This is a genomic window from Micromonospora sediminicola, from assembly GCF_900089585.1.
GTDB lineage: Bacteria > Actinomycetota > Actinomycetes > Mycobacteriales > Micromonosporaceae > Micromonospora > Micromonospora sediminicola.
In genome coordinates this window covers 1,089,212-1,108,572 of record NZ_FLRH01000003.1, presented here as the reverse complement: position 1 = coordinate 1,108,572, position 19,361 = coordinate 1,089,212, and the positions used below count along the sequence as shown (strand labels likewise).

Sequence of the window (19,361 nt, the reverse complement as noted above, 5' to 3'; positions counted from 1 at the left end):
TCAGGAAGCAGAACCGGGCCACCGGCGGAAGGGGACAGACCCAGGGATGGGTTCCGCAGACGTGTCACCGCAGATGGCCTTCGCGCGCTTCGTGCGACGGGCCATCGACGATGCCCGCGAGGAGCGCGGCTGGACGGTGACCGACCTCGCCACCCACACCGGCGTCGGCCGCTCGACCGTGTTCCGCTGGCTGGCCGGCGACTGGCAGGACTATCCCGAGCTGGCCAAGGTGCGCGGCTTCTGCGCCGCCCTCGACCTGCCGGTGGCCGCCGCGTTCCGCGCGCTGGGCCTGCCCGACGCCGGTCCGGTGCCCCGCCGCCGAGGCGCGGAGGACGGCCCGGTGGAGGCCGACGTCCGGGTGATCCTGGAGCGGCTGGCCGACCCGAACGTCCCGGCCGAGGAGAAGCACCACATCCGCGACCTGCTCCGCTACCTGGCCCGCCGGCCGGTCCGCCGGGCCGGCTGACCGGTCAGTCGACGGTCAGCGTGAACGCGGCGGTCCGCACCACGCCCCCGACCTGGAAGTCCAGGAACATCCGGTAGCGGCCCGGCCCCGGCGCGGTCAGCCAGAACGTCACCGCGTCACCGTCGCGCACCGGCTCCGGGTGCACGTGCAGGTAGCCGAGGTCACCCTCGCGCAGCGCCACCAGGTGCCCGTACGCGCCGAGGTAGGGCTCCAACGCGGCGGCTCCGCCGTCCGCGCCGGTGACCCGGAACCGCAGCGGCACCGACCGCCCCACCTCCGGCGTGCCGGTCCAGGTGGCGGTGAAGCCGTCGACCGTGGCCGACGTGGCCGCGGCGGGCAGCGGCCGGGGCGCGAACGTGCCGGGCACTGTCACGTCGGCGCCGAGCACCACGGCGACCTGGCGACCGTCGTCGGCGACGGCGGTGAAGTCCGCGTACATCCGCCAGACGCCGGGGTCGAACGGCGCCACCGGCACCGACCAGGTGCCGTCGGCGGCCATCGTCGGGTGCAGGTGCCGGTAGCCGCTGAGGTCCCGGCGGGCCACGATCAGGTGCATCGGCTTGTCGTGCACGACCGCGAAGCGGGTCACCGGGCGACGCTGCTCGTCGCGGATCTGGAATCGCAGGTCGCCGGCGCGTCCGGCGGCTGGTTCCCCGGCCGACGGCACCAGCGTGTAGCCGGCCGAGCTGATCGACAGTCCGGTCGCGCCGTCACCGCCGCCCTGGGCGACGGTGGCGCCATCGTGGCTGTGCGCGCCGGTGCCCGGCGCGTGCGAGTGGGCGCCGCCGGCGGGAGGACCGCCGGTGGGCGCCACGGCTCCGGATCCGGCCGGGTTCGCCGGCGGGTTCAGCCGGCCCAGCCCGAAACCGAGGAGCACGGCCAGCACCAGGCCACCCACCACCAGGGCCAGCCGCAGCGTCTCCCGGTCCACGGTGACCGGCCCGGCCGGGGCCGTCCCGCGCGCCGCGGCCCGGCGGCCGGCCGCCGGCTCACCGCCGCCCTCCGCCGCGTCGCCGCCGCCAGCACCCTCCGCCGCGTCGCCGCCGATCGACAGCGCGGGTACGTCGACGTCACCGCCGGACCGCGCCGGCAGGTCGACGCCGGGCGGCGCGGACGGCGACTCAGGCAACGCCGCCGACCATCTCGTAACCCGCCTCGTCGACAGCGGCGCGGACGGACTCCACCGGCAGCGGGGACGCGCTGGTGACCGTTGCCGTGCCGCCCGCGAGGTCGATCCGGACCTCCTCGACGCCCGGCAGGGCGGACAGCTCCTCGGTCACCGCCCGGACGCAGTGTTCGCAGGTCATCCCGGTCACGGTGTACGTCTGGACGACGGGTCGCTGCTCGGTCATGGCCCCACGGTACCGCCGGCCCGGACGCCCACCGACCACGGCCGCGCGGACGGTGGCCCGGCTCGCATCCCCGGTGTTAAGCGGGGCCCCTTCCTCTACCGGAGGCGTTAAGAGGGTGCCCCTCCTTGCACGGGGTCAGCCGGCGACGGCGAGCGCCAGCGGCAGCACGTCCGGCGCGCCGGCGCGCCGGAGCAGGCGCGCCACCATGCTCATCGTCCAGCCCGAGTCGACCAGGTCGTCGACGAGCAGCACCGGCCCGTCCAGCCCGGGCAGCGCGTCGGCCAGCTCGTCCGGCAGGCGGAAGGCGTCGTGCAGCGCGCGTACCCGCTGGGCGCTGTTGCCGCGCGGCCCACCGGGCCCGCCCGGACCGGTCGGGACGACCTGGCCGAGCAGCGGGAGCCGGCCGACCGAGGCGATCCGTTCGGCGAGCGAGCCGACCAGCAGCGGCCGGGTCCGGGAGCCGACCGCGACCACGCCGGCCGGGCGGCGGGGCCAGGGATCGTCGCCGTGCGCCCACGCCTTCAGCACCTCGACCACAGCCGTCGCCACGTCGTCGGGCACCGGGCCGTCCGGCGCGTCCGGCCCGACGAGGCCCCGCAACCGCCCGCCCCACCCCAGGTCGGACAGGCGCCCCACGGCCCGACCGGGCAGCGCCTGCTCCGCCGGCGGGATCCGGCCCTTCAGGGGTACGCCGACCGCGTCCAGCCCGGTCGGCCAGAGCTTCTTCGGCGCGATCTGGACGCCGGGGCGGCCGAGGAAGGTCTGCGCGGCGGTGAGCGCCTCGGTGGAGACCTCGGCGTCGAACAGCGGCCCGGCGCAGTTGTCGCAGCGACCGCAGTCCTGCGCCCCGGTGTCGTCGAGCCCTTCCCGCAGGTAGCGCATGCGGCAGGCGGAGGTGGACGCGTACTCCCGCATGGCCCGCTGCTCGGCGGTGCGCGCGTCGGCGACGCGCCGCAACCGGGCCTCGTCGTAGACCCACGGCTCGCCGGTGGCGAGCCAGCCGCCGCGTACCCGGCGGACCGCGCCGTCGACGTCGAGCACCTTGAGCATCAGCTCCAGCCGGGCCCGGCGCAGGTCGACCATCGGCTCCAGCGCCTGGGTGGAGATCGGCCGCTCGGTGTCCAGCGCGGCGAGCACGGTGCGGACCTGCTCCTCGGGCGGGAAGGCCAGCGAGGCGAAGTATCGCCAGATCGCCGCGTCCTCGGCGCCGGGCAGGAGCAGCACCTCGGCGTGCTCGACGGCCCGGCCGGCGCGCCCGACCTGCTGGTAGTAGGCGATCGGCGAGGGTGGCGCGCCGAGGTGCACCACGAAGCCGAGGTCGGGCTTGTCGAAGCCCATGCCGAGCGCGCTGGTGGCGACCAACGCCTTGATCTTGTTGTCGAGCAGGTCCTGCTCGGCGGCGCGCCGGTCGGCGTCCTCGGCCTGCCCGGTGTAGGAGGCCACCGACCACCCCCGGGCCCGGAGGAACTCGGCCGTCTCGGTCGCGGCGGCCACGGTGAGCGTGTAGACGATGCCCGAGCCGGGGAGCCGGTCCAGGTGGTCGGCCAGCCAGGCGAGGCGGTGGGCCGGGCTCGGCAGGTCCAGCACGCCGAGGCGCAGCGACTCCCGGTCGAGCGTGCCGCGCAGCACGAGCGCGTCGCCGAGCTGCTCGGCCACGTCCCGGGTGACCCGGGCGTTGGCGGTGGCCGTGGTGGCGAGCACGGGCGTGCGCTCGGGCAGGTTGGCCAGGAACGTGCGCAGCCGACGGTAGTCGGGCCGGAAGTCGTGCCCCCAGTCGGAGACGCAGTGCGCCTCGTCCACCACCAGCAGGCCGGTGGTGGCGGCGAGCCTGGGCAGCACGGTGTCGCGGAAGTCCGGGTTGTTCAGCCGCTCGGGGCTGATCAGCAGCACGTCGACCGCCCCGGCGTGGATCTCGGCGGTGATCTGGTCCCACTCGTCGAGGTTGGCCGAGTTGATGGTGCGGGCCCGGATGCCGGCCCGGGCGGCGGACTCGACCTGGTTGCGCATCAACGCCAGCAGCGGCGACACGATCACCGTCGGCCCGTGTTCGCCGCTCTCCCGCAGCAGCGCGGTGGCGACGAAGTAGACCGCCGACTTGCCCCAGCCGGTGCGCTGGACGCAGAGCACCCGTCGCCGGTCGACGACCAGCGCCTCGATCGCCCGCCACTGGTCCTCGCGCAGCCGGGCGTGCTCACCCGCCAGCCGCCTCAGCACCGCCTCGGCACGTTCCCGAACGGCCGTCCGATCCTGGCTCATCCGGCATTTCTACCAGGGGACGTCGGAGTCACGGGCGGCCCGGGCGGAGGCTCGGGTGGCAGGAAGAGCAGCACCTCGCGTAGCGCCCCGGTGGCGGCCGGGGGCAGCTGGCAGCGCACGACCAGCTCCTCCAGCGACCCGTACGGCCCACGCAGCCACCGGTCGACGGCGACCTGCCGGCGCTGCTCGGCGGTGAGACCGGGAAGCGTCGCGAAGACCGTGTCGGGCACCGCGTTGACGTCGACCAGGCCACCGTCGTCGAACTCCCGCAGCAGGTCGGGGCGGCCGATCCGCAGGTCCCGCCGCGCGGAGGGGTAGTGGTGCAGCAGGTACCGCGCCTGTTCCCGACGCAGCCGCCGCTGCTCGTCGGCGCGCTGCGGCCCGGTCCAGAACAGGCCCCGCAGCGCCGCCCACAACGCCGGGTTGAGCAGCACCACGTGCAGGGTGCCGAGCATCCAGCAGACGCAGAGCCCGAACAGGAAGTAGATGACCATCGGGTCGCTCGGTTCCTCCTCGACCGGGCTGCTGACCGCGAGGCCGAACACGCTCACCACGAGCAGGAAGTAGGGCAGCGCGCCCAACGCGAGACGCCAACTGCGTCGCCAGAGCGCGTACGCCAGGATCACCGCCCAGGTCAGGATGCCGACCGACAGCACGGTGACGGCGGCGCCCACCAGCGTCGCGGTGGCCCGGACCCAACCCGGCGAGCGCCGGTCCGGCGGCGTCTCCGCCGGCCGCCCGGCGGAGACGAAGAGCGCCTGCGGGTACGCGACCGGCACGGCGGACACCGGACCCGACGACGGGTCGACGGAGCCGGGGCCGCCCGGTGCCGGCGTCACGCCGGCCGGGGCGGTCGGCGGCCCGACGGGTACGGACGGCGTCGGCACGTGCCCGGTCGGCACGGGTGGCGACTCGACGTGCCCGACCGACACGGGCGGCACCGGCACGTGCTCGTGCGGCGCGGCTGGCGTCGGCACGTGCTCATGCGGCGCGGCTGGCGTCGGCACGTGCGCGGGCGGCACTGGCGGGCCGACGGGTCCGGCCGGCGCGGTGGCCGGACCGGGCAGCGGGGTGGCGGGGGCGTCGGGCCGGGGTGGAGCCGGTTGGGCCGGCGGCGACGCGGCGGTGACGCCCGGTCCGGCGGTCGGCGCGGTGTCCGTGCCCGGCGGTGCGGCCGGCTGGACGGGCGGTGCGATGGAGGCACTCGGCTGGGCGGACGCCGCGGTGGTGGCGGCCGGGCCGCCGGCCGGCGGGAGCGGGACCGCGGGCGGGTCGAGGGGCTCGGCGACGGTCGGCAGCAGCGTCGGGTCGGAGCGCAGGATGCGCCGGTGCAGCGTCTGGAGCGCCTCCCCCGGCTCGATGCCGTGGTCCTCGCGCAGCGACGCGGCGAAGTCGCGGTAGGCGGCCAGCGCCTCGGCCTGCCGGCCGCTGCGGTAGAGCGCCAGCATGAGCTGGAGACGCAGCCGCTCGCGGACCGGGAACTCGGCGACCAGCTCGACCAGCCGGCCGACCACCTCCCCGTGCCGGCCCGCGGCCAGCTCCAGCTCGGTACGCGTCTCCAGGGCGACGGCCCGCAGCTCCACCAGCCGGTGCCGGGCCGCGTCGAACCAGGGGCCGGTGAACCCGGTGAACGGCTCGCCCTGCCACAGCTCCAACGCGGCGGTCACCTCGTCCAGCGCGTCCGCGGCGCGCCCCGCCGACTGCGCCTGCCGGGCGCGCTGCACGCCGCGCTCGAAGCGCACCGCGTCCACCGTCTCCGGCGCGACCCGCAGCAGGTAGCCGGCGTCGGTGAGGGTGAGCACCCGGGCGGGTGTGCGCGGCGACCGGTCCGGCTCCAGCACCCGGCGCAGCCCGGCCACGTGCTTCTGCACCACGTTCGGGCCGTTCACCGGCGCTTCCTCCGGCCAGACCGCCTCGACGATCTGCCCGGTGGGGACCGGACGCCCGGCGGCGAGCAGCAGCACGGCCAGCACGGCCCGCTGCTTGGCCGGGCCGAGATCGATCGGACGGTCGGCGTACCAGGCCCGCTGCGGGCCGAGAAGCTCGAAGCGCAGCGCCTCTGACATGCGAGTTCCCGCCCCCGTACCCCCCAGCCGTCGCCCGCCGCGGCCGACGGCAGTCGGACGGCAGCATATCGGCAGCGGAGCGGCCGTCGCTGCCTGCGATGCTTCCCCGGCAACAACCACCTGGGAAAGTGAGTCGAACGAGATGACGCAGCGAAACGGCACCGCCGCCACCGCCCGGCGGATCGTGCTCCGCGCGGCCGCCGTGCTGGCCACCACCGCACTCGCCGCGGGGTGCGGCAGCACCGGGAACGCCCCCGAGGGCGCCGGCGCCGCACCGGCGCCGTCGGCCGACCCGAAGGCCGCCCTGCTGGCCGCCGTGCCGACCGAGCAGGACCCCCGCTTCCGGTTCTCCACCCAGGACGGCACCGACCGGTTCACCGGCGTGGTGGACCCGGCCGCCAAGGGCATGGAACTCGGCATGAAGCAGCAGAACGACGACCCGAAGTTCACCATGGACATGACGTTCCGGGTGCTCGACGAGGACCTGTGGATGCGGGTCAAGCTGACCGGCCTGCCCGGCCTGCACGACGCGCTCAAGCTGCCCAAGACCTGGATGAAGATGGAGCGCGAGAAGCTGGCGGACGGCGAGAACGCCCCCAGCTACGAGGGCACCGACCCGGGCAACACCGCCGCGATCATCCGCACCGCGGAGACGGTCGAGGACAAGGGCGACGGCACGTACACCGGGCTGGCCGACCTGGCCGACAACGAGGACGTGAAGAGCACGTTCGACGGGTTGGACCTGACCGCGCTGGGTGCGGCGGGCCGGAAGGTGCCGTTCACCGCCGTGGTCGGCCCGGACGGCAACCTGACCACGTTCACCCTGGACGTGCCGGCGGCCGGCAAGCACAAGGCGATGAAGCTGGTCACGAAGTACTACGACTTCGGCAAGGCGCCGGAGCTGGCCCCGCCGGCCGGCGCGCAGAAGGCCACGGCCTCGGCGTACGAGATGCTCAACGGCTGATCCACGACGCACGGGAACGGGCGGCGGCCACACGGGGGGCCGCCGCCCGTCGTCGTGTTCAGCGGCCGAGGACGGAGCCGCCGTTGACGCCCAGGACCTGACCGGTGACGTAGCCGGCCGACGGACCGACGAGATAGCGCACGGCGGCGGCGATGTCGTCTGGCGTCCCGGCCCGGCCGACGAGGGTGGCGGCCACCCGCTTGGCGTGGCCCTCCGGCGTCATCCGGTCGCCGAAGAACTCGGTCTCCGCGACGTAGCCGGGGCTGACCACGTTGACCGTGATCTGTTCCGGTCCGAGCTGTGCGGCCAGGTCGTACGCCCAGCCGTGCAGCGCCGCCTTGGCCGCCGAGTACGGCCCGCCGCCGCCACGCTGGGCGGCGATCGAGCTGAGCAGGACCACCCGGCCGCCGGGACGACGCAGGGCGGGCCGCAGCGCCTCGGTCAGCAGGACGGCGGTGAGCACGTTGGCGTCCAGGTTCGCGCGCCACCAGGCGGCCACCTCGTCGAGGGTTCCGGTCGGCCCGCCGAGATAGCCCCCGGCGTTGTTGACCACCGCGTCCACGGTCCGCCCGCCGACCGCGTCGACGACGGCCGCGAGCTGGGCCGGATCGGTCAGGTCGGCGGCGACCGCGCGCACCGCGCCGGCCCGGCCGCACTCCTCGGAGATCCGCCGGGCGGCGGCGTCGAGCACGTCCCCCCGCCGTCCCACCACGAGCACGTCGAACCCCTCCTCGACGAGCCCGCGCGCGACGGCGGCCCCGATCCCGGTCCCACCCCCGCTGACCACGGCGACCCGCTGCTGCTCCGTCACGTTTCCTCCCCGAGCCTCTCCCCGACCTCGTCGATCAAGGAGTTCGCGTCATCCTATGCCGGTGGGCCGGACGCGAACTCCTTGATCAACGGGGCGGGGGTGGGGTCAGCGGCGGGGGCGGAGGGCGGTGACGAGGGGGGTCAGGCGGGATCTCAGGCTGGCCAGGCCGCCGGGGAAGAAGTACACCGCCAGGATGAAGACCGTGCCGAGGACGAACAGGGGCTGGCTCAGCGGGTGGCTGAGGAACGCGGGCAGGCTGTTCACCGCGTCGCTGCTGCCGAACGCGGTGAGCCGGTGGTCCAGGTACATGTAGAGGATGCCGCCCAGCACCGGGCCCCACCGGGTGCCGGGGCCGCCGAGCACCACCATGACCAGCAGCGACAGCGTCAGCTCCGACGAGGTGATGTGCGGGCTGGCGCCACCCACGATCAGCACGTAGACCACGCCACCGGCCGTCGCCAGGCCGCCGGCCAGCGTGAACGCCACCAGCTTGAACCGGTACGGGTCGAGCCCGAGCACCCCGATCCGCCGCTCGTCGTCGCGCAGCCCGGCCAGGACGCGGCCGGTCGGCGATCCGCTGACCCGGTGCACCACGAGGACCACGATCGCCAGGTACGCCAGCGCCAGCCAGTAGAGGTTCACCGTGTTGGTGACGCCGACCAGCGCGGCCGGCAGCCCGGACACGTCCAGCGGCAGCCCCTCCTCACCGCCGGTGAGGCCACCGAAGTCCCGGGCCACCAGGATCGCCCCGACCTGGGCGAAGGCGAGCGTCACCATGGCGAACGCGATGCCCACCGTACGCAGGGCCACCGCGCCGAGCAGCGCGGCGAGCGTGGTGCCGCCGACCACGGTCAGCAGCGCGGCCTGCCACAGCGGCAGCCCGGCCTTGGTGATCAGCACGTCGGTGCCGTAGACACCGGCGGCGAAGTAGAGGGCGTGCCCGAAGGAGAGCATCCCGGTCCGCCCGAACAGCAGGTCGTAGCCGGCCGCGAGGCCGCCGAAGACCAGGCAGATGGCGAGCAGTTGCAGCGTGCCCGGCGAGTTCAGCGGCCCCTCGAAGATCCCCGGCAGGTTCAGCGTCGAGTAGGGCAGGACCGCCGCCACCACCAGCGCGACCAGCGGCAGGTACGGGCGCAGCCCGTGCCACCGCGAGTGGCCGGGGGTCAGCTCGTCGGGCACCGTCGCCGGAGGCGCGGGCACCTCCGCGCTCTTGACCTCGGTCATGCGTGAGCCACCTTTCCGGCCAGGCCCTGCGGACGCAGCAGCAGCACCACGGCGAGCAGACCGACCACGCACAGGTCGCCCAGCCCGGACGTGCCGTAGTAGTTGACGAACTGTTGCAGCAGCCCCACCGCGACCGCCGCGTACGCGGACCCGACCACCGAGCCCATTCCGCCGATCACCACCACGATGAAGGCGAAGATCAGCAGCGAGCCGCCCTGCCCGGGCGAGACGGTGCCGAAGTAGACGCCGCCGAGCGCGCCGGCCAGCGCGGCGGCGGCCCCACCGATCGCGAAGACCAGGGTGAACGCCTTGCGGACGTCGATGCCGAGCGCGGTCACCATCTCCCGGTTCTCCACCCCGGCCCGGATGATCAGGCCGTACCGGGTGTAGCGCAGGAACGCCAGCAGCGCGCCGAGCACCACCACGGCGGCGACGATCAGCAGCAGCCCGGCGTTCGGCACCTGGGCGCCGAACACCGCTGTCACGTCCCGGCTCCAGTCGGGGCGCGGGAACGGGCGCGGGTCCGCGCCCCAGGTGGCCTGGAGCAGCGCCACCCCGGCCAGCGACAGGCCGACGGTGACCAGCACCTGTTCGATGGTGCGGGAGTAGAGCGGCCGGATCAGCACCAGCTCGACCAGCACCGCGACCAGCGATCCGGCCAGCACGCCGAAGGCGACCGCCACCACGAAGCCGATTCCGTCCGACCCGGCGCCGGGCAGGTTGCCCGCCGCCCACCAGGTCGCGTACGCGCCGACGCCGAGGAACAGCCCGTGCGCGAAGTTGAGCACGTCCGCGAGGCCGAAGACCAGGGACAGGCCGGAGGCGACGAGGAAGTAGAGCGCCGCCAGGCCCAGCCCGGTCAGCGTCAGCAGCACAACGGTGTTCACGCGTGCACCTCCCCGGACCCCACGCCCAGCAGCGACTTGGTCAGCGCGGTCTCCAGCAGCAGCTCGCGGGCGTCGCCGGTCCAGGCGACCCGACCGGCGGAGAGCACCACCGCGTCGGACGCCAGCCGCCGCACCACCGCCAGGTTCTGCTCGACCAGCAGCACCGGCACGGATTCCGCGACCCGTTCCAGCACCTCGGCCACCTCGGTCACCACCTTCGGCGCCAACCCCTTGGTCGGCTCGTCGACCAGCAGCAGCCGGTTGTCGTTGAGGAGCACCCGGCCGATGGCGAGCATCTGCTGCTGCCCGCCGGAGAGCGAACCGGCCCGTTGCCGTCCGCGCCGGTCCAGCTCCGGGAAGAGCGCGAAGACCTTGTCGTACGCCGGGGTGGTGCCCCGCCGCTCGGCCAGCCGCAGGTTCTCGGCGACGGTGAGCCCGGCGAAAACGCAGCGGTCCTCCGGCACGTAGCCGAGGCCGCCGCGGACCAGCCGGTGAGTGGGGCGGGCGAGCAGGCTCTGCGCGCCCATCCGCACCGTGCCCCGGGCCTCGCCGTTGCGCGGCGTCAGCCCGACGATCGCGCGCAGGGTGGTGGACTTGCCGACGCCGTTGCGCCCGAGCAGCACGGTGACGCCGGTCGGGGCCACCTCGAACGACACGCCCTGGAGGATGTGCAGCCCGGCGATCCGCACGGACAGGTCCTCCACCGACAGGATCGGTTCCGCCGCCATCAGAGCGCCTCCCCCAGGTACGCCTCCTGCACGGTGGCGTTCGCCATCACCGTGTCCGGGGTGTCGCAGGCCAGCAGCGCGCCGTGGTGCATCACGGCGATCCGGTCGGCCAGTTCCAGGATCACGTCCATGTGGTGTTCCACCATGAGCACCGCCCGGCCGCTGTCCCCGGTCAGCGACTTGATCACGCTGACCAGCTCGGGCACGTCCTCGGCGCTCACCCCGGCCATCGGCTCGTCCAGCAACATCACCCGGGGTTCCCCGGCGAGCAGCAGGGCGATCTCCAGCTTGCGCTTCTCGCCGTGGGCGAGCGTGCCGGCCAGGGCCGCGCCCCGGTGGTGCAGGCCGACCCGGTCGAGCGCCGCGTCGGCGGCGGCGGCCACCTCCCGGTCGGCCGCCGCCCGCCGCCACAGCTTCATCGAGCCACCCCGGTGCGCCTGTACGGCGAGCCGGACGTTCTCCCGGACGGTCAGCGAGCCGAAGACCGAGGAGGCCTGGAAGGTCCGCCCGAGCCCGAGCCGGGCCCGCTGGTACGGGGCCAGCGCGGTGATGTCCGCGCCGTCCAGCAGGACCTTCCCCTCGGTGGGCCGGCGCAGGCCGGTGATCAGGTTGAACAGGGAGGTCTTGCCGGCGCCGTTGGGCCCGATCACGCCGAGGAACTCCCCGGGCTGGAGATCGAGGTAGACGGAGTCGACGATGGCGACCTCACCGATCCGCCAGGTCAGACCGCGGGTGGCGAGCACGGGTCAGCCCTTCATCTGCGCGACCGGAGGCGCGCTCTCGTCACCGGTCAGGGTCTTCTGCGCGGTGGCCGTGAAGGTGGTGCCGCTGCCGGAGAGCTTGGCCTGGTACATCGGCTGGAGCAGCGCGTGGTCCTCGGCGCGGATCTTCATGGTGCCCTTGACGCCCTCGAACTCCCAGCCCTCCAGCGCCTTGATCATCTTGTCCACGTCGTCGCCGCCCTCCTGCACGGCGCGGACGACCATCTGCGCGGCGGCGAACCCGTCCGGGTGGAACAGGTCGAGCGTGCCGCCGGCGACCTTCGCCTTGGCGGCCTTGGCCGCCTCGGTGTCGCTGGCCCCGTCGAAGTAGTGCGACAGGAACGAGATCTTGCTGCCGGCCGCGCCGAACGTCGGCCAGGAGGCGCGGATGTCCAGGCCGGTGACGACCGTGGTGGAGGCGAGGACGCCCTGCTGGTCCAGCGTCTGCCACATCGCGCCGGCGGTGGTGCCGGCCCAGGCGACGAAGAGCAGGTCCGGCTTGGCGGCCTTGATCTGGCTGGCGAACGGGGTGAACTCGGTGGCGCTGGCCGGCGCGCGGACGCTGCTCACGGTCGCGCCGGCGCCGCCGATCACGGCCTTGACGGCGGCCTCGTTCGCGTCGCCGAACGCGCCGTCCTGGGCGAAGACGACGACCTTCTTGCCGGCCGCGTCGCCGATGAACGACTTGGCGGTCGTCACGTCCTGCCACGACTGCCGGCCGGACCGGAACGTGTACTTGTTCGCGCCGGTCACCGCGTCGGTGGCGGCCGGACCGGAGATGAACAGGACCTTGTTCTGCGCCGCGATCGGAGCCACCTGGAGCGCCACCCCGGAGGAGGTGGACCCGGCGATGATCTTCGTACCCTTGCCGATCATGTCCTTGGTGGCGGAGACGGCCTTGGCCGGGTCGCCCGCGTCGTCGGCCTCGGTCACCTCGATCTTGCGGTCACCGACCTTGCCGGTGCCCTTGGTGGCGAAGTCGAGGCCCGCCTTGAACCCCTCGATGTACTGCTTGCCGTAGCTGGCCAGCGGCCCGGACTGGGAGTAGACCAGACCGACCTTGACCGGGGCGGCGTCGCCGCCGCCGGATGCGGTGTCCTGCGGGCTGCCACAGGCCGTGGCGGCCAGAGCGACCGCCACCGAGGTGGCGGCGGTAAGGAACACCCGTCGCGTGTGCCGGATCGTCATTGCGACTCCAGGTGAGGACAGGAGGATTGTCAGTTGTCGGCTCACGCTAGAAGTGACGTCACCCACGGGCTATGTGGTCGGCGCACACAAGTGCCCGGGACGGGATGGCCGCACGTTACAACGTCGGACACCACCACGTAACCCCGCCGACCCGGGATGGCCCGCCGCACCACGCGGGGCACGGCCGCAATGTCGGCCCGGGCCATCGCGGACCGCGTACGCGCGACGGCCCGGCGGGAGCAGGTCCCACCGGGCCGCCACGGTCAGCCGTTCACCGGCCGACCATCCAGCGTCACACCGATCGGCGTCGCCGCCATCCGAGGACCGTCAGCACCACACCGGCCGTCACCGCCAGCGCGCCGCCACCGATCACCCCGGTGAGCTTCATGCCGGTGACCGGCAGGTGCTTGCCCGGGTGGAACGGCGGGAACGGCTTCTCCGCCATGCGGTTGACGAAGGTGCAGGTGACGTCCTGCCCCTGCGCCGGGGTGACCACCCGGTCCACCACGGGCACCCGGGTGTCGGTGCCGGTCAGCACGCACTCCGGCGCCCCGGCCTCCTGGTAGCCCTCGGGGCCGCCCGACTCGGCGAGCCGGTAGCCGACGCCGGCCTGCACCGACACCCTGGTCACCTCGGCGCTGCCGGACGGGCCGCTGATCGGCGTCGCCGCGTTCTGCGGCGTCGCGCTCAGCGTCCACTCGGTCGGGGCGGCCTTGCCCCAGACCTTCTTGACCAGCGTCAGGTACGTCCCGCCCGGATCGAGCTGCCCGTTGCGCCAGGTGCAGGTGTACGCGCGACCGGCGGCCGGGGTGAGCACGTTGTCCGGGGTGGGCGCCGGCTCGCCGGTGTCGTTGAAGGCGCAGCGCAGCTCGGTCAGCTCGTAGCCGGACGGCCCGCCGCTCTCGCTGAGGGTGTACGGCACACCGGCGACCACCTGGGCATCGGTGACCACGGGCTCACCGCTGCGACCGCTGACCGGGTCCGCCCCGGAGCCGTCGGGCGGGGTGGCGCTCAGCACCCAGTCGGTGGGCTTCGCGGTGCCGCCGTAGGTGTTCTGCACCTCCTTGACCAGGGTGACCCGGCCCGGGGCCGGCGGCGGTGGCGGCACGTCCGCGTTGACGAACGTGCAGGTGATGTCCTGCCCGAAGGTGGGCGTGAGGACGTTGTCCGGCGTCTGCACCGGGGTCTGCGTGCCGGTGAGCACGCAGGTGGGCGCGCCGACCTGCTCGTACCCGGCCGGGCCGTCGCTCTCGGCGAGCGTGTAGCCGACGTTCGGGTTCACCGCCGCCTTGGTCACGGCGGGCTGCCCGCTGCGACCGGTGACCGGCGTCACCGAGCCGGCCGGCGGCGTGGCGCTCAGCACCCAGTCCGTCGGCTTCGCGGTGCCGCCGTGGGTGTTGCGCACCTCCTTGACCAGGGTCAGCTGGGCGGGTTGCGCCTCGTTCACCGCGGTGCACACCGCCGTCTGGCCGATCTGCACGGACACCCGACCGTCGGTGCCGTCGAAGCCCGGGTTGCCCACCGAGCCGTCCCGTTGCCGCAGCGCGCAGCTCCAGCTACCGGTGGCCGGCGGCACGATCACCGCACCCTGCACCACGGTCTGGGTGAAGCCGGGGACGGTGTTCTCGCCGAGCGCGTAGACGGCGTCCTCGACGACCGGGCGGGCCGGGTCGCCGCTCTTCACCGTGAACCCGTTCGGCCCGTACGCGGTCAGGTCCCACGCCGAGGCCGGCGGTTCGGGCACGCCGTACGGGTTCCGCACGGACTTGACCAGGGCCAGCTTCGTCTCACAGGTCGCCGTGTTGGTGATCTGGAAGGTGTTGGTCCCGGCAGCAAGCGTCTGCTCGCCGAGGTCCCCGCTGGCCGTGTTGGTGCAGCCCGGCGGCAACGCGGTGATGTTCTCGTCGACGACGATCGACTGCCCGACCTCGTAGTCGTGGTACTCCACGCCCCATGCCGGCTGGTCGATGCCGGGCAGCACCAGCGCGGCCTGGAAGGAGGTGCCCTGCTCCGGATCCGGATAGGTCTGCCCGTTGATCACCCAGGTCTTGTTCACCACCACGGTGGCCGGGGCGACCTCGGCCTGGTTGAGGATCACGCAGGTCACCGCGTCGTTGGCGAGGGCGTTGACGTTGAACCCGAAGTCGCCGTTGTTGGTGACCAGCACCGGCTGACCGCTGGCCGCGCAGGTGGCGTTCAGACCGTCCTGCGGGACCAGGGCGAAGCCGGCCTGCGGCGTCTCCGCGATCGCCACCGCGCGGCTCGGCTGCCCGCCGAGGTCGACGGCGAGGTTGACCGCTCCGGTCGAGGTGTCGGTGACCGCGCTCGGCGGCGTCACGCCGGCGCTGCTGGAGGAGACGGTCCAGCCGCCAGCCGGCTGCGGGTCACCGCCGCCTGGCGGGATCACCTTCTTGACCACGCTGACCGTGCCGCGGCAATTCTCCAGTGCGAGTTCCCGGAACACGGCCGCGAGCTGGTCGTAGCCGGTCTGGTAGTAGTCCGAGTTGGCCACCGGCCCGGAGATGGCGATCAGGTTGTCCGGCGCGCCGGACACGCCGGCGCCCACGCCGACCGCGACCACCCGGGTGCCCTTCGCCTTTACCGCGTTGGCGGAGAAGATGCCGTTCTCCACCTCCACGAACCGGGTGTAGCTGCCGGAGCCCTGGACGGGCGGCGGCCCGTACACGGTGGGGTTGCCGTCGGTCAGGATGATCACGGCGTCGTAGTCGAACGGCGCCGCGGCGATCTGCCAGAGACCCTGGTCCCAGTTGGTGGTGCCGCCGGCGGTGAGGCCGTTGATCGCGTCCTTGACGGTGTTCGCCCCGGCCTGGTCGGAGACGGGCGTCGGGTTGAGCACCGCGGTGGCGTCGGTCGCGAACGAGTAGAGCGCGATCTCCGACGGGGTGCCGGTGAGTGCGTCGACGAAGCCGTTCGCCGCGTTCTTGACCACCGGCAGGTCGGGCCGGATGGAGCCGGACACGTCGATCAGCAGCGCGACGTGCAGGCCGCACGACCCGGGCAGCGCCGGGTTGTCGCGCTCGTCGGCCCACACCGGGCCACGCGCCGTCCGGTTGGTGTTGCCGGTGGTCTCCACCGGGAAGGTGTACGTCTGGTTGTTGGCCACCGCTCCGGTGAACACGCCGTTGTAGGGCGTGGACTGGAACGGCGCGCTGCTCCCGTTGCCGGTGACCAGGCTGTCCACGACCCGCCAGCCGTCCGGCGCGCTGCGCTCGATGATCCAGTAGCCCTGGCTGGTCCCGGTGCGGCCAGGCAGGTCGACCGCGCACCTGCCGCTGGCGTCGGTGGTGCAGGACGCGTTCGGGGTGGCGCCCGGGGCGGGACGCGTCCCGCTGACTCCCGCGTAGAAGTCGAACGTGGCACCGGCCAGCGGCCCGACGGTCTGTTCACCGACGCGGTCGCCACCCTTGTTGACGACGAGCGTCGCGTTGTTGGCGTCGGCCGCGCGGGCCGGCGTCGCCGCCTGCGGGCCGACCAACGGCAGCAGGCCACCCACCAGGGTCGCGGCGGCGGCCGCGCACCACCACCGCCGCATTCGTGTAGCTCTCAGAATGGACATGCACAATCCCCCGTGAAGCGCCTGCCCCTCGTCGCAGGCGGCCACGCCATTATTGGGTGAAATGTCCGTTTCGGTGGCCGCTTCGCCGATCATGAGTCGTCGTCGCCACCGGCCCACAACCACCGTCGTGCTCGGCCGCCCGCGGGCAGCGCCGGCCGCCGTCCAGCACCCGGTCGCACCAGACCCAGTGGCGGAGGGATTGCTCGTCCTCCCGCGACACGGTCGTCCCGGCCCGCTCGACGTCGGCCAGGAAGCCGAGCGCGCGACAGATGGCCCTGGCGAACCCACGGGCGCCGTCGAGGTCGGCCGCGAGCACCGGCAGGTGTACGACGAACCGTTCCCGACTCACCGGTACGCCCCCGGCGCGAACCGGGACTGCCAGGCGCGGAGCGCCCGCTTGATCCGGTTGTTCTCCTCGGCGCACCGGGCCGCGTCGTGCCGGGCCAGCGCCAGGTCGCCGGCGACCCGGTGCAGGAACGCGTGCACGTCCGCCGGGTCGAGTCCGCCACGCCGCACGGTGCGGAACCGCCGCTCGCGGATCTGCCCGACGCTCAGCGGTCGGCACGACTCGGAGCGGTACCAGCCCTCGTTCGGCGCCCGGCCCCCACGAGGTCGCCGGGCCGGGTGGAACAGGTGGAGCACGTTGCGCACGAATCCTCCTCGCCAGCCGTGGAGGCGACCCGCCCGCAGACAGGGGACGCGGGCGGGTCGCCGGCCCCGCGACCGCAGCCTCGTTCGGCGGTACGGCCCCGGAGCCCAATCCGGGTCCGACCCCGCGGTTTGCCGAACCAACCGGAGCCGGACGTGGGTCAGCCTACCCAAAATACCTGTGTAGGTCGAGCGTCCACATCGGGCTTTCTTGCCTGTTGCAGATGCTGGTGTAGGCCCGGCATGATCGGAGGTGCCGAACCAACCGGAGTCCTCACCATGCCCACAGCCGAAGCGCCATACCGTCAGATCGCCAACGAGCTCACCGCGAAGATCAGGAGCGGTGAGCTGAAGCCCGGCGACAAGCTGCCCTCGACCCGTGAGCTGGCCGAGAGCTACGGGGTCCACATGAACACCGCGTCCCGTGCCCTGTCCCTGCTGCACGACCGCGAGCTGATCACCGGCCAGCCCGGCCGTGGCACCTACGTCGCCGAGCCACCGGGACAGTAGCCCCCGGGGCCGACTGGCAATGTGACGACCTGACCGACCCACGCCAGCCGGTCCACCCACGTCATCACCTCCCCAGGCGCGAGAGGGTCACCGCCCTCCCGCCGCCTTTCGAGCTGATAACAGCTCCGACTCATCACCCCGCCCGGGGCGGCGTGCCCCGGTGTAAGGAAGGGCCCCTTATTAACGTCTGCGGTAGAGGAAGGGCCCCCTCCTAACGCTGGGGCCCGGCGGCCGGCGGGGCGTGAGTCGAATCTGCTATCAGCTCTAAAGGCGCTGGCAAGCACAGCCGCCTTCCCTGAGCAGTGGGCAACGGGCAGCGGCGCGAGGCGGGCAACGGCGCAGGCAGGCGGGCGACCCGCGCCAAGCGACCGGGCAACCGTGGCGGGCAGGCGGGCGACCGCGCCAAGCGACCGGGCAACCGTAGAAGGCGGGCGACCGCGCCAAGCGACCGGGCAACCGTGGAAGGCGGGCGAGCGCGGCAAGCGACCGGGCGAGAGCGGCGGGCGGGCGGGCGCGGCAGGCGGGCGCGGCAGGCGGGCGGGCGCGGCAGGCGGGCGGGCGCGGCAGGCGGGCGGGCGCGGCAGGCGGGCGGGCGCGGCAGGCGGGCGGGCGCGGCAAGCGGGCGGGCGCGGCAAGCGGGCGGGCGGGCGCGGCGGGCGGGCGCGGCAAGCGGGCGGGCGATCGCTGCAGGCGGGAGGCACGTCGGGGTGTCCGCGCGAACGCGGGCACCCCGACGGGTGAGCGGGCGTCAGCGGCCGGCGCGGGCGGCGACCGCCGTGTCGGGCTGGTCGGCGAACGCGCCGTCGAGGCCCAGGTCGAAGAAGAGTTCGTACTCGGACGTGATGTCACCGCGCGCGTTCGGGTCGGCGCCGATCCGGAAGTCCACCGGCAGGAACTGGTTCTCGGCCCGGAAGGTCCACGCGTGCACCACCAGCTTGAGCCGGTGCGCGTCCCGGATCACCGAGGTCGGCGCGAGCAGCCGGCCGGCGGCGTCCCGGGGCACGATCAGGTTCTTGTTCAGGCCGACGCCGTCGGCGTACCGGGACACCCAGGCCAGGCCGGCGGCGGTGGCCAGGTCGGCGTAGGTCCGGCGGTCGCCGGCGGCGGTGAAGTCGTAGGGGGCGCCGGCCGCGTCCATGAGCTGGACGAGCCGCACGTCGGTCATCGTGTCGAGCTTGCGCAGGTTGGCGGTCTCGAAGCTCTGGATGAAGACCGGGTCGTTGCGGTGGGTCAGCCGGTTCTTCCGGAGCACCGCGACCAGCGGCTCCTCCAGCGCCCGCCCGATCGACGCGAAGTAGGTGGGGTGCTTCGTCTCCGGGTAGACGCCGATGGTCCGGCCCCGCGCCTTCGACTCGGCCCGGGCCAGGTCGATGACCTCCTGGAAGGTGGGGATCTCGAACCTGCCGTCGAACGCGGTGTTGGCCACCCGCACCAGCGGCAGCCGCTCCTTCGCCCGCAGCGTCTTCAGCTCGGCCAGCGTGAAGTCCTCGGTGAACCAGCCGGTGACCGCTACCCCGTCGATGGTCTTCGTCGCCTTGCGGGCGGCGAACTCGGGGTGGGCCGCCACGTCCGTCGTACCCGAGATCTCGTTCTCGTGCCGGGCGACCAGCACGCCGTCCTTCGTCGAGACCAGGTCCGGCTCGATGAAGTCGGCGCCCTGCCGGATGGCGAGCCGGTAGGCCTCCAGGGTGTGCTCCGGGCGGTAGCCGCTGGCCCCCCGGTGACCGATCACGATCGGCCGCTGGGTCGCGCGGGGGCGCTCGGCGTGGTGGTCCGGGCCGGCCTGGGCGGCCACGGCCGGCACCACCACGGCCGCCGCCGCGAGCAGCGCGCCGGCCACGCCGAGGGCGGAAAGGGTACGTCGCAACGCCGTCTCCTGTCGTCGATGGGTACGCACAGCAGACCGGTCCCGGTTGGCCGCCA

The 19,361-nt window shown here is 73.9% G+C and carries 16 protein-coding genes; 3 read left to right on the top strand and 13 right to left on the bottom strand.

The window, feature by feature from the left end:
• The first annotated feature begins 46 nt into the window (after positions 1–46).
• The gene (locus GA0070622_RS05710; protein WP_091569599.1) at positions 47–466 is read left to right on the top strand and encodes a helix-turn-helix domain-containing protein; all 420 of its coding nucleotides are present in this window, start codon (positions 47–49) and stop codon (positions 464–466) included.
• Positions 467–470: 4 nt separating this feature from the next.
• On the opposite strand, the gene GA0070622_RS05705 is transcribed toward GA0070622_RS05710, so the two are convergent.
• The 4 genes from GA0070622_RS05705 to GA0070622_RS32980 all read right to left on the bottom strand — a co-directional run bounded on the left by GA0070622_RS05705 (position 471) and on the right by GA0070622_RS32980 (position 6,140).
• Positions 471–1,595, bottom strand: a complete 1,125-nt coding sequence (locus GA0070622_RS05705; protein WP_091569596.1) for a hypothetical protein — start codon at positions 1,593–1,595, stop codon at positions 471–473.
• The gene (locus tag GA0070622_RS05700) at positions 1,588–1,818 is read right to left on the bottom strand and encodes a heavy-metal-associated domain-containing protein (protein WP_091569593.1); all 231 of its coding nucleotides are present in this window, start codon (positions 1,816–1,818) and stop codon (positions 1,588–1,590) included. Before GA0070622_RS05700 ends, GA0070622_RS05705 begins: the two co-directional genes overlap by 8 nt.
• 135 nt (positions 1,819–1,953) lie before the next feature.
• Positions 1,954–4,074 carry a RecQ family ATP-dependent DNA helicase gene (locus GA0070622_RS05695; RefSeq protein ID WP_091569589.1) on the bottom strand — a complete coding sequence of 707 codons (2,121 nt, stop codon included), beginning with the start codon at positions 4,072–4,074 and terminating at the stop codon, positions 1,954–1,956.
• Entirely contained in the window at positions 4,071–6,140 is a 2,070-nt protein-coding gene (locus tag GA0070622_RS32980) for an AfsR/SARP family transcriptional regulator (protein WP_245666129.1), read from the bottom strand. Before GA0070622_RS32980 ends, GA0070622_RS05695 begins: the two co-directional genes overlap by 4 nt.
• Positions 6,141–6,282: 142 nt before the next feature.
• Here GA0070622_RS32980 and GA0070622_RS05685 point away from each other — a divergent pair, with 142 nt between their 5' ends.
• Positions 6,283–7,104: a hypothetical protein gene (locus tag GA0070622_RS05685; RefSeq protein WP_091569586.1), complete on the top strand. Its 822-nt coding sequence runs from the start codon at positions 6,283–6,285 to the stop codon at positions 7,102–7,104.
• Positions 7,105–7,162: 58 nt separating this feature from the next.
• Here the strand turns inward: GA0070622_RS05685 and GA0070622_RS05680 are convergent, their stop codons facing one another.
• The 8 genes from GA0070622_RS05680 to GA0070622_RS05640 all read right to left on the bottom strand — a co-directional run bounded on the left by GA0070622_RS05680 (position 7,163) and on the right by GA0070622_RS05640 (position 16,931).
• Entirely contained in the window at positions 7,163–7,915 is a 753-nt protein-coding gene (locus GA0070622_RS05680; protein ID WP_091569583.1) for an SDR family NAD(P)-dependent oxidoreductase, read from the bottom strand.
• Between the two features lie 105 nt (positions 7,916–8,020).
• Positions 8,021–9,139, bottom strand: a complete 1,119-nt coding sequence (locus GA0070622_RS05675; protein ID WP_091569579.1) for a branched-chain amino acid ABC transporter permease — start codon at positions 9,137–9,139, stop codon at positions 8,021–8,023.
• Positions 9,136–10,026 carry a branched-chain amino acid ABC transporter permease gene (locus GA0070622_RS05670; protein ID WP_091569577.1) on the bottom strand — a complete coding sequence of 297 codons (891 nt, stop codon included), beginning with the start codon at positions 10,024–10,026 and terminating at the stop codon, positions 9,136–9,138. Before GA0070622_RS05670 ends, GA0070622_RS05675 begins: the two co-directional genes overlap by 4 nt.
• On the bottom strand, positions 10,023–10,754 hold the full coding sequence (locus tag GA0070622_RS05665; protein ID WP_091569573.1) for an ABC transporter ATP-binding protein: 732 nt from the start codon (positions 10,752–10,754) through the stop codon (positions 10,023–10,025). Before GA0070622_RS05665 ends, GA0070622_RS05670 begins: the two co-directional genes overlap by 4 nt.
• Positions 10,754–11,497, bottom strand: a complete 744-nt coding sequence (locus GA0070622_RS05660) for an ABC transporter ATP-binding protein (protein WP_091569568.1) — start codon at positions 11,495–11,497, stop codon at positions 10,754–10,756. The genes GA0070622_RS05665 and GA0070622_RS05660 overlap by 1 nt, the downstream gene beginning before the upstream one ends.
• 3 nt (positions 11,498–11,500) lie before the next feature.
• Positions 11,501–12,703 carry a substrate-binding domain-containing protein gene (locus tag GA0070622_RS05655; RefSeq protein WP_091569564.1) on the bottom strand — a complete coding sequence of 401 codons (1,203 nt, stop codon included), beginning with the start codon at positions 12,701–12,703 and terminating at the stop codon, positions 11,501–11,503.
• Positions 12,704–12,995: 292 nt separating this feature from the next.
• Positions 12,996–16,280, bottom strand: coding sequence for a VWA domain-containing protein (locus GA0070622_RS05650; RefSeq protein WP_245666128.1), 3,285 nt, complete (start codon positions 16,278–16,280; stop codon positions 12,996–12,998).
• Positions 16,281–16,625: 345 nt separating this feature from the next.
• Positions 16,626–16,931 (bottom strand): DivIVA domain-containing protein, encoded by a 306-nt coding sequence (locus GA0070622_RS05640; RefSeq protein ID WP_091569557.1) that lies wholly within the window; start codon positions 16,929–16,931, stop codon positions 16,626–16,628.
• A gap of 276 nt (positions 16,932–17,207) precedes the next feature.
• Here GA0070622_RS05640 and GA0070622_RS05635 point away from each other — a divergent pair, with 276 nt between their 5' ends.
• Positions 17,208–17,438 (top strand): GntR family transcriptional regulator, encoded by a 231-nt coding sequence (locus GA0070622_RS05635; RefSeq protein ID WP_091569552.1) that lies wholly within the window; start codon positions 17,208–17,210, stop codon positions 17,436–17,438.
• A gap of 748 nt (positions 17,439–18,186) precedes the next feature.
• Here GA0070622_RS05635 and GA0070622_RS05630 read toward each other — a convergent pair.
• Positions 18,187–19,305: a glycerophosphodiester phosphodiesterase gene (locus tag GA0070622_RS05630; RefSeq protein WP_091569547.1), complete on the bottom strand. Its 1,119-nt coding sequence runs from the start codon at positions 19,303–19,305 to the stop codon at positions 18,187–18,189.
• Positions 19,306–19,361: the final 56 nt, after the last annotated feature.

Bases quoted from the DNA above. Each gene is read 5' to 3' on its own strand.
- GA0070622_RS05650 (WP_245666128.1), bottom strand. From the start codon at position 16,280: ATGTCCATTCTGAGAGCTACACGAATGCGGCGGTGGTGGTGCGCGGCC.
- GA0070622_RS05710 (WP_091569599.1), top strand. From the start codon at position 47: ATGGGTTCCGCAGACGTGTCACCGCAGATGGCCTTCGCGCGCTTCGTG.
- GA0070622_RS05665 (WP_091569573.1), bottom strand. From the start codon at position 10,754: ATGGCGGCGGAACCGATCCTGTCGGTGGAGGACCTGTCCGTGCGGATC.
- GA0070622_RS05695 (WP_091569589.1), bottom strand. From the start codon at position 4,074: ATGAGCCAGGATCGGACGGCCGTTCGGGAACGTGCCGAGGCGGTGCTG.
- GA0070622_RS05635 (WP_091569552.1), top strand. From the start codon at position 17,208: ATGCCCACAGCCGAAGCGCCATACCGTCAGATCGCCAACGAGCTCACC.
- GA0070622_RS05655 (WP_091569564.1), bottom strand. From the start codon at position 12,703: ATGACGATCCGGCACACGCGACGGGTGTTCCTTACCGCCGCCACCTCG.
- GA0070622_RS05675 (WP_091569579.1), bottom strand. From the start codon at position 9,139: ATGACCGAGGTCAAGAGCGCGGAGGTGCCCGCGCCTCCGGCGACGGTG.
- GA0070622_RS05685 (WP_091569586.1), top strand. From the start codon at position 6,283: ATGACGCAGCGAAACGGCACCGCCGCCACCGCCCGGCGGATCGTGCTC.
- GA0070622_RS32980 (WP_245666129.1), bottom strand. From the start codon at position 6,140: ATGTCAGAGGCGCTGCGCTTCGAGCTTCTCGGCCCGCAGCGGGCCTGG.
- GA0070622_RS05700 (WP_091569593.1), bottom strand. From the start codon at position 1,818: ATGACCGAGCAGCGACCCGTCGTCCAGACGTACACCGTGACCGGGATG.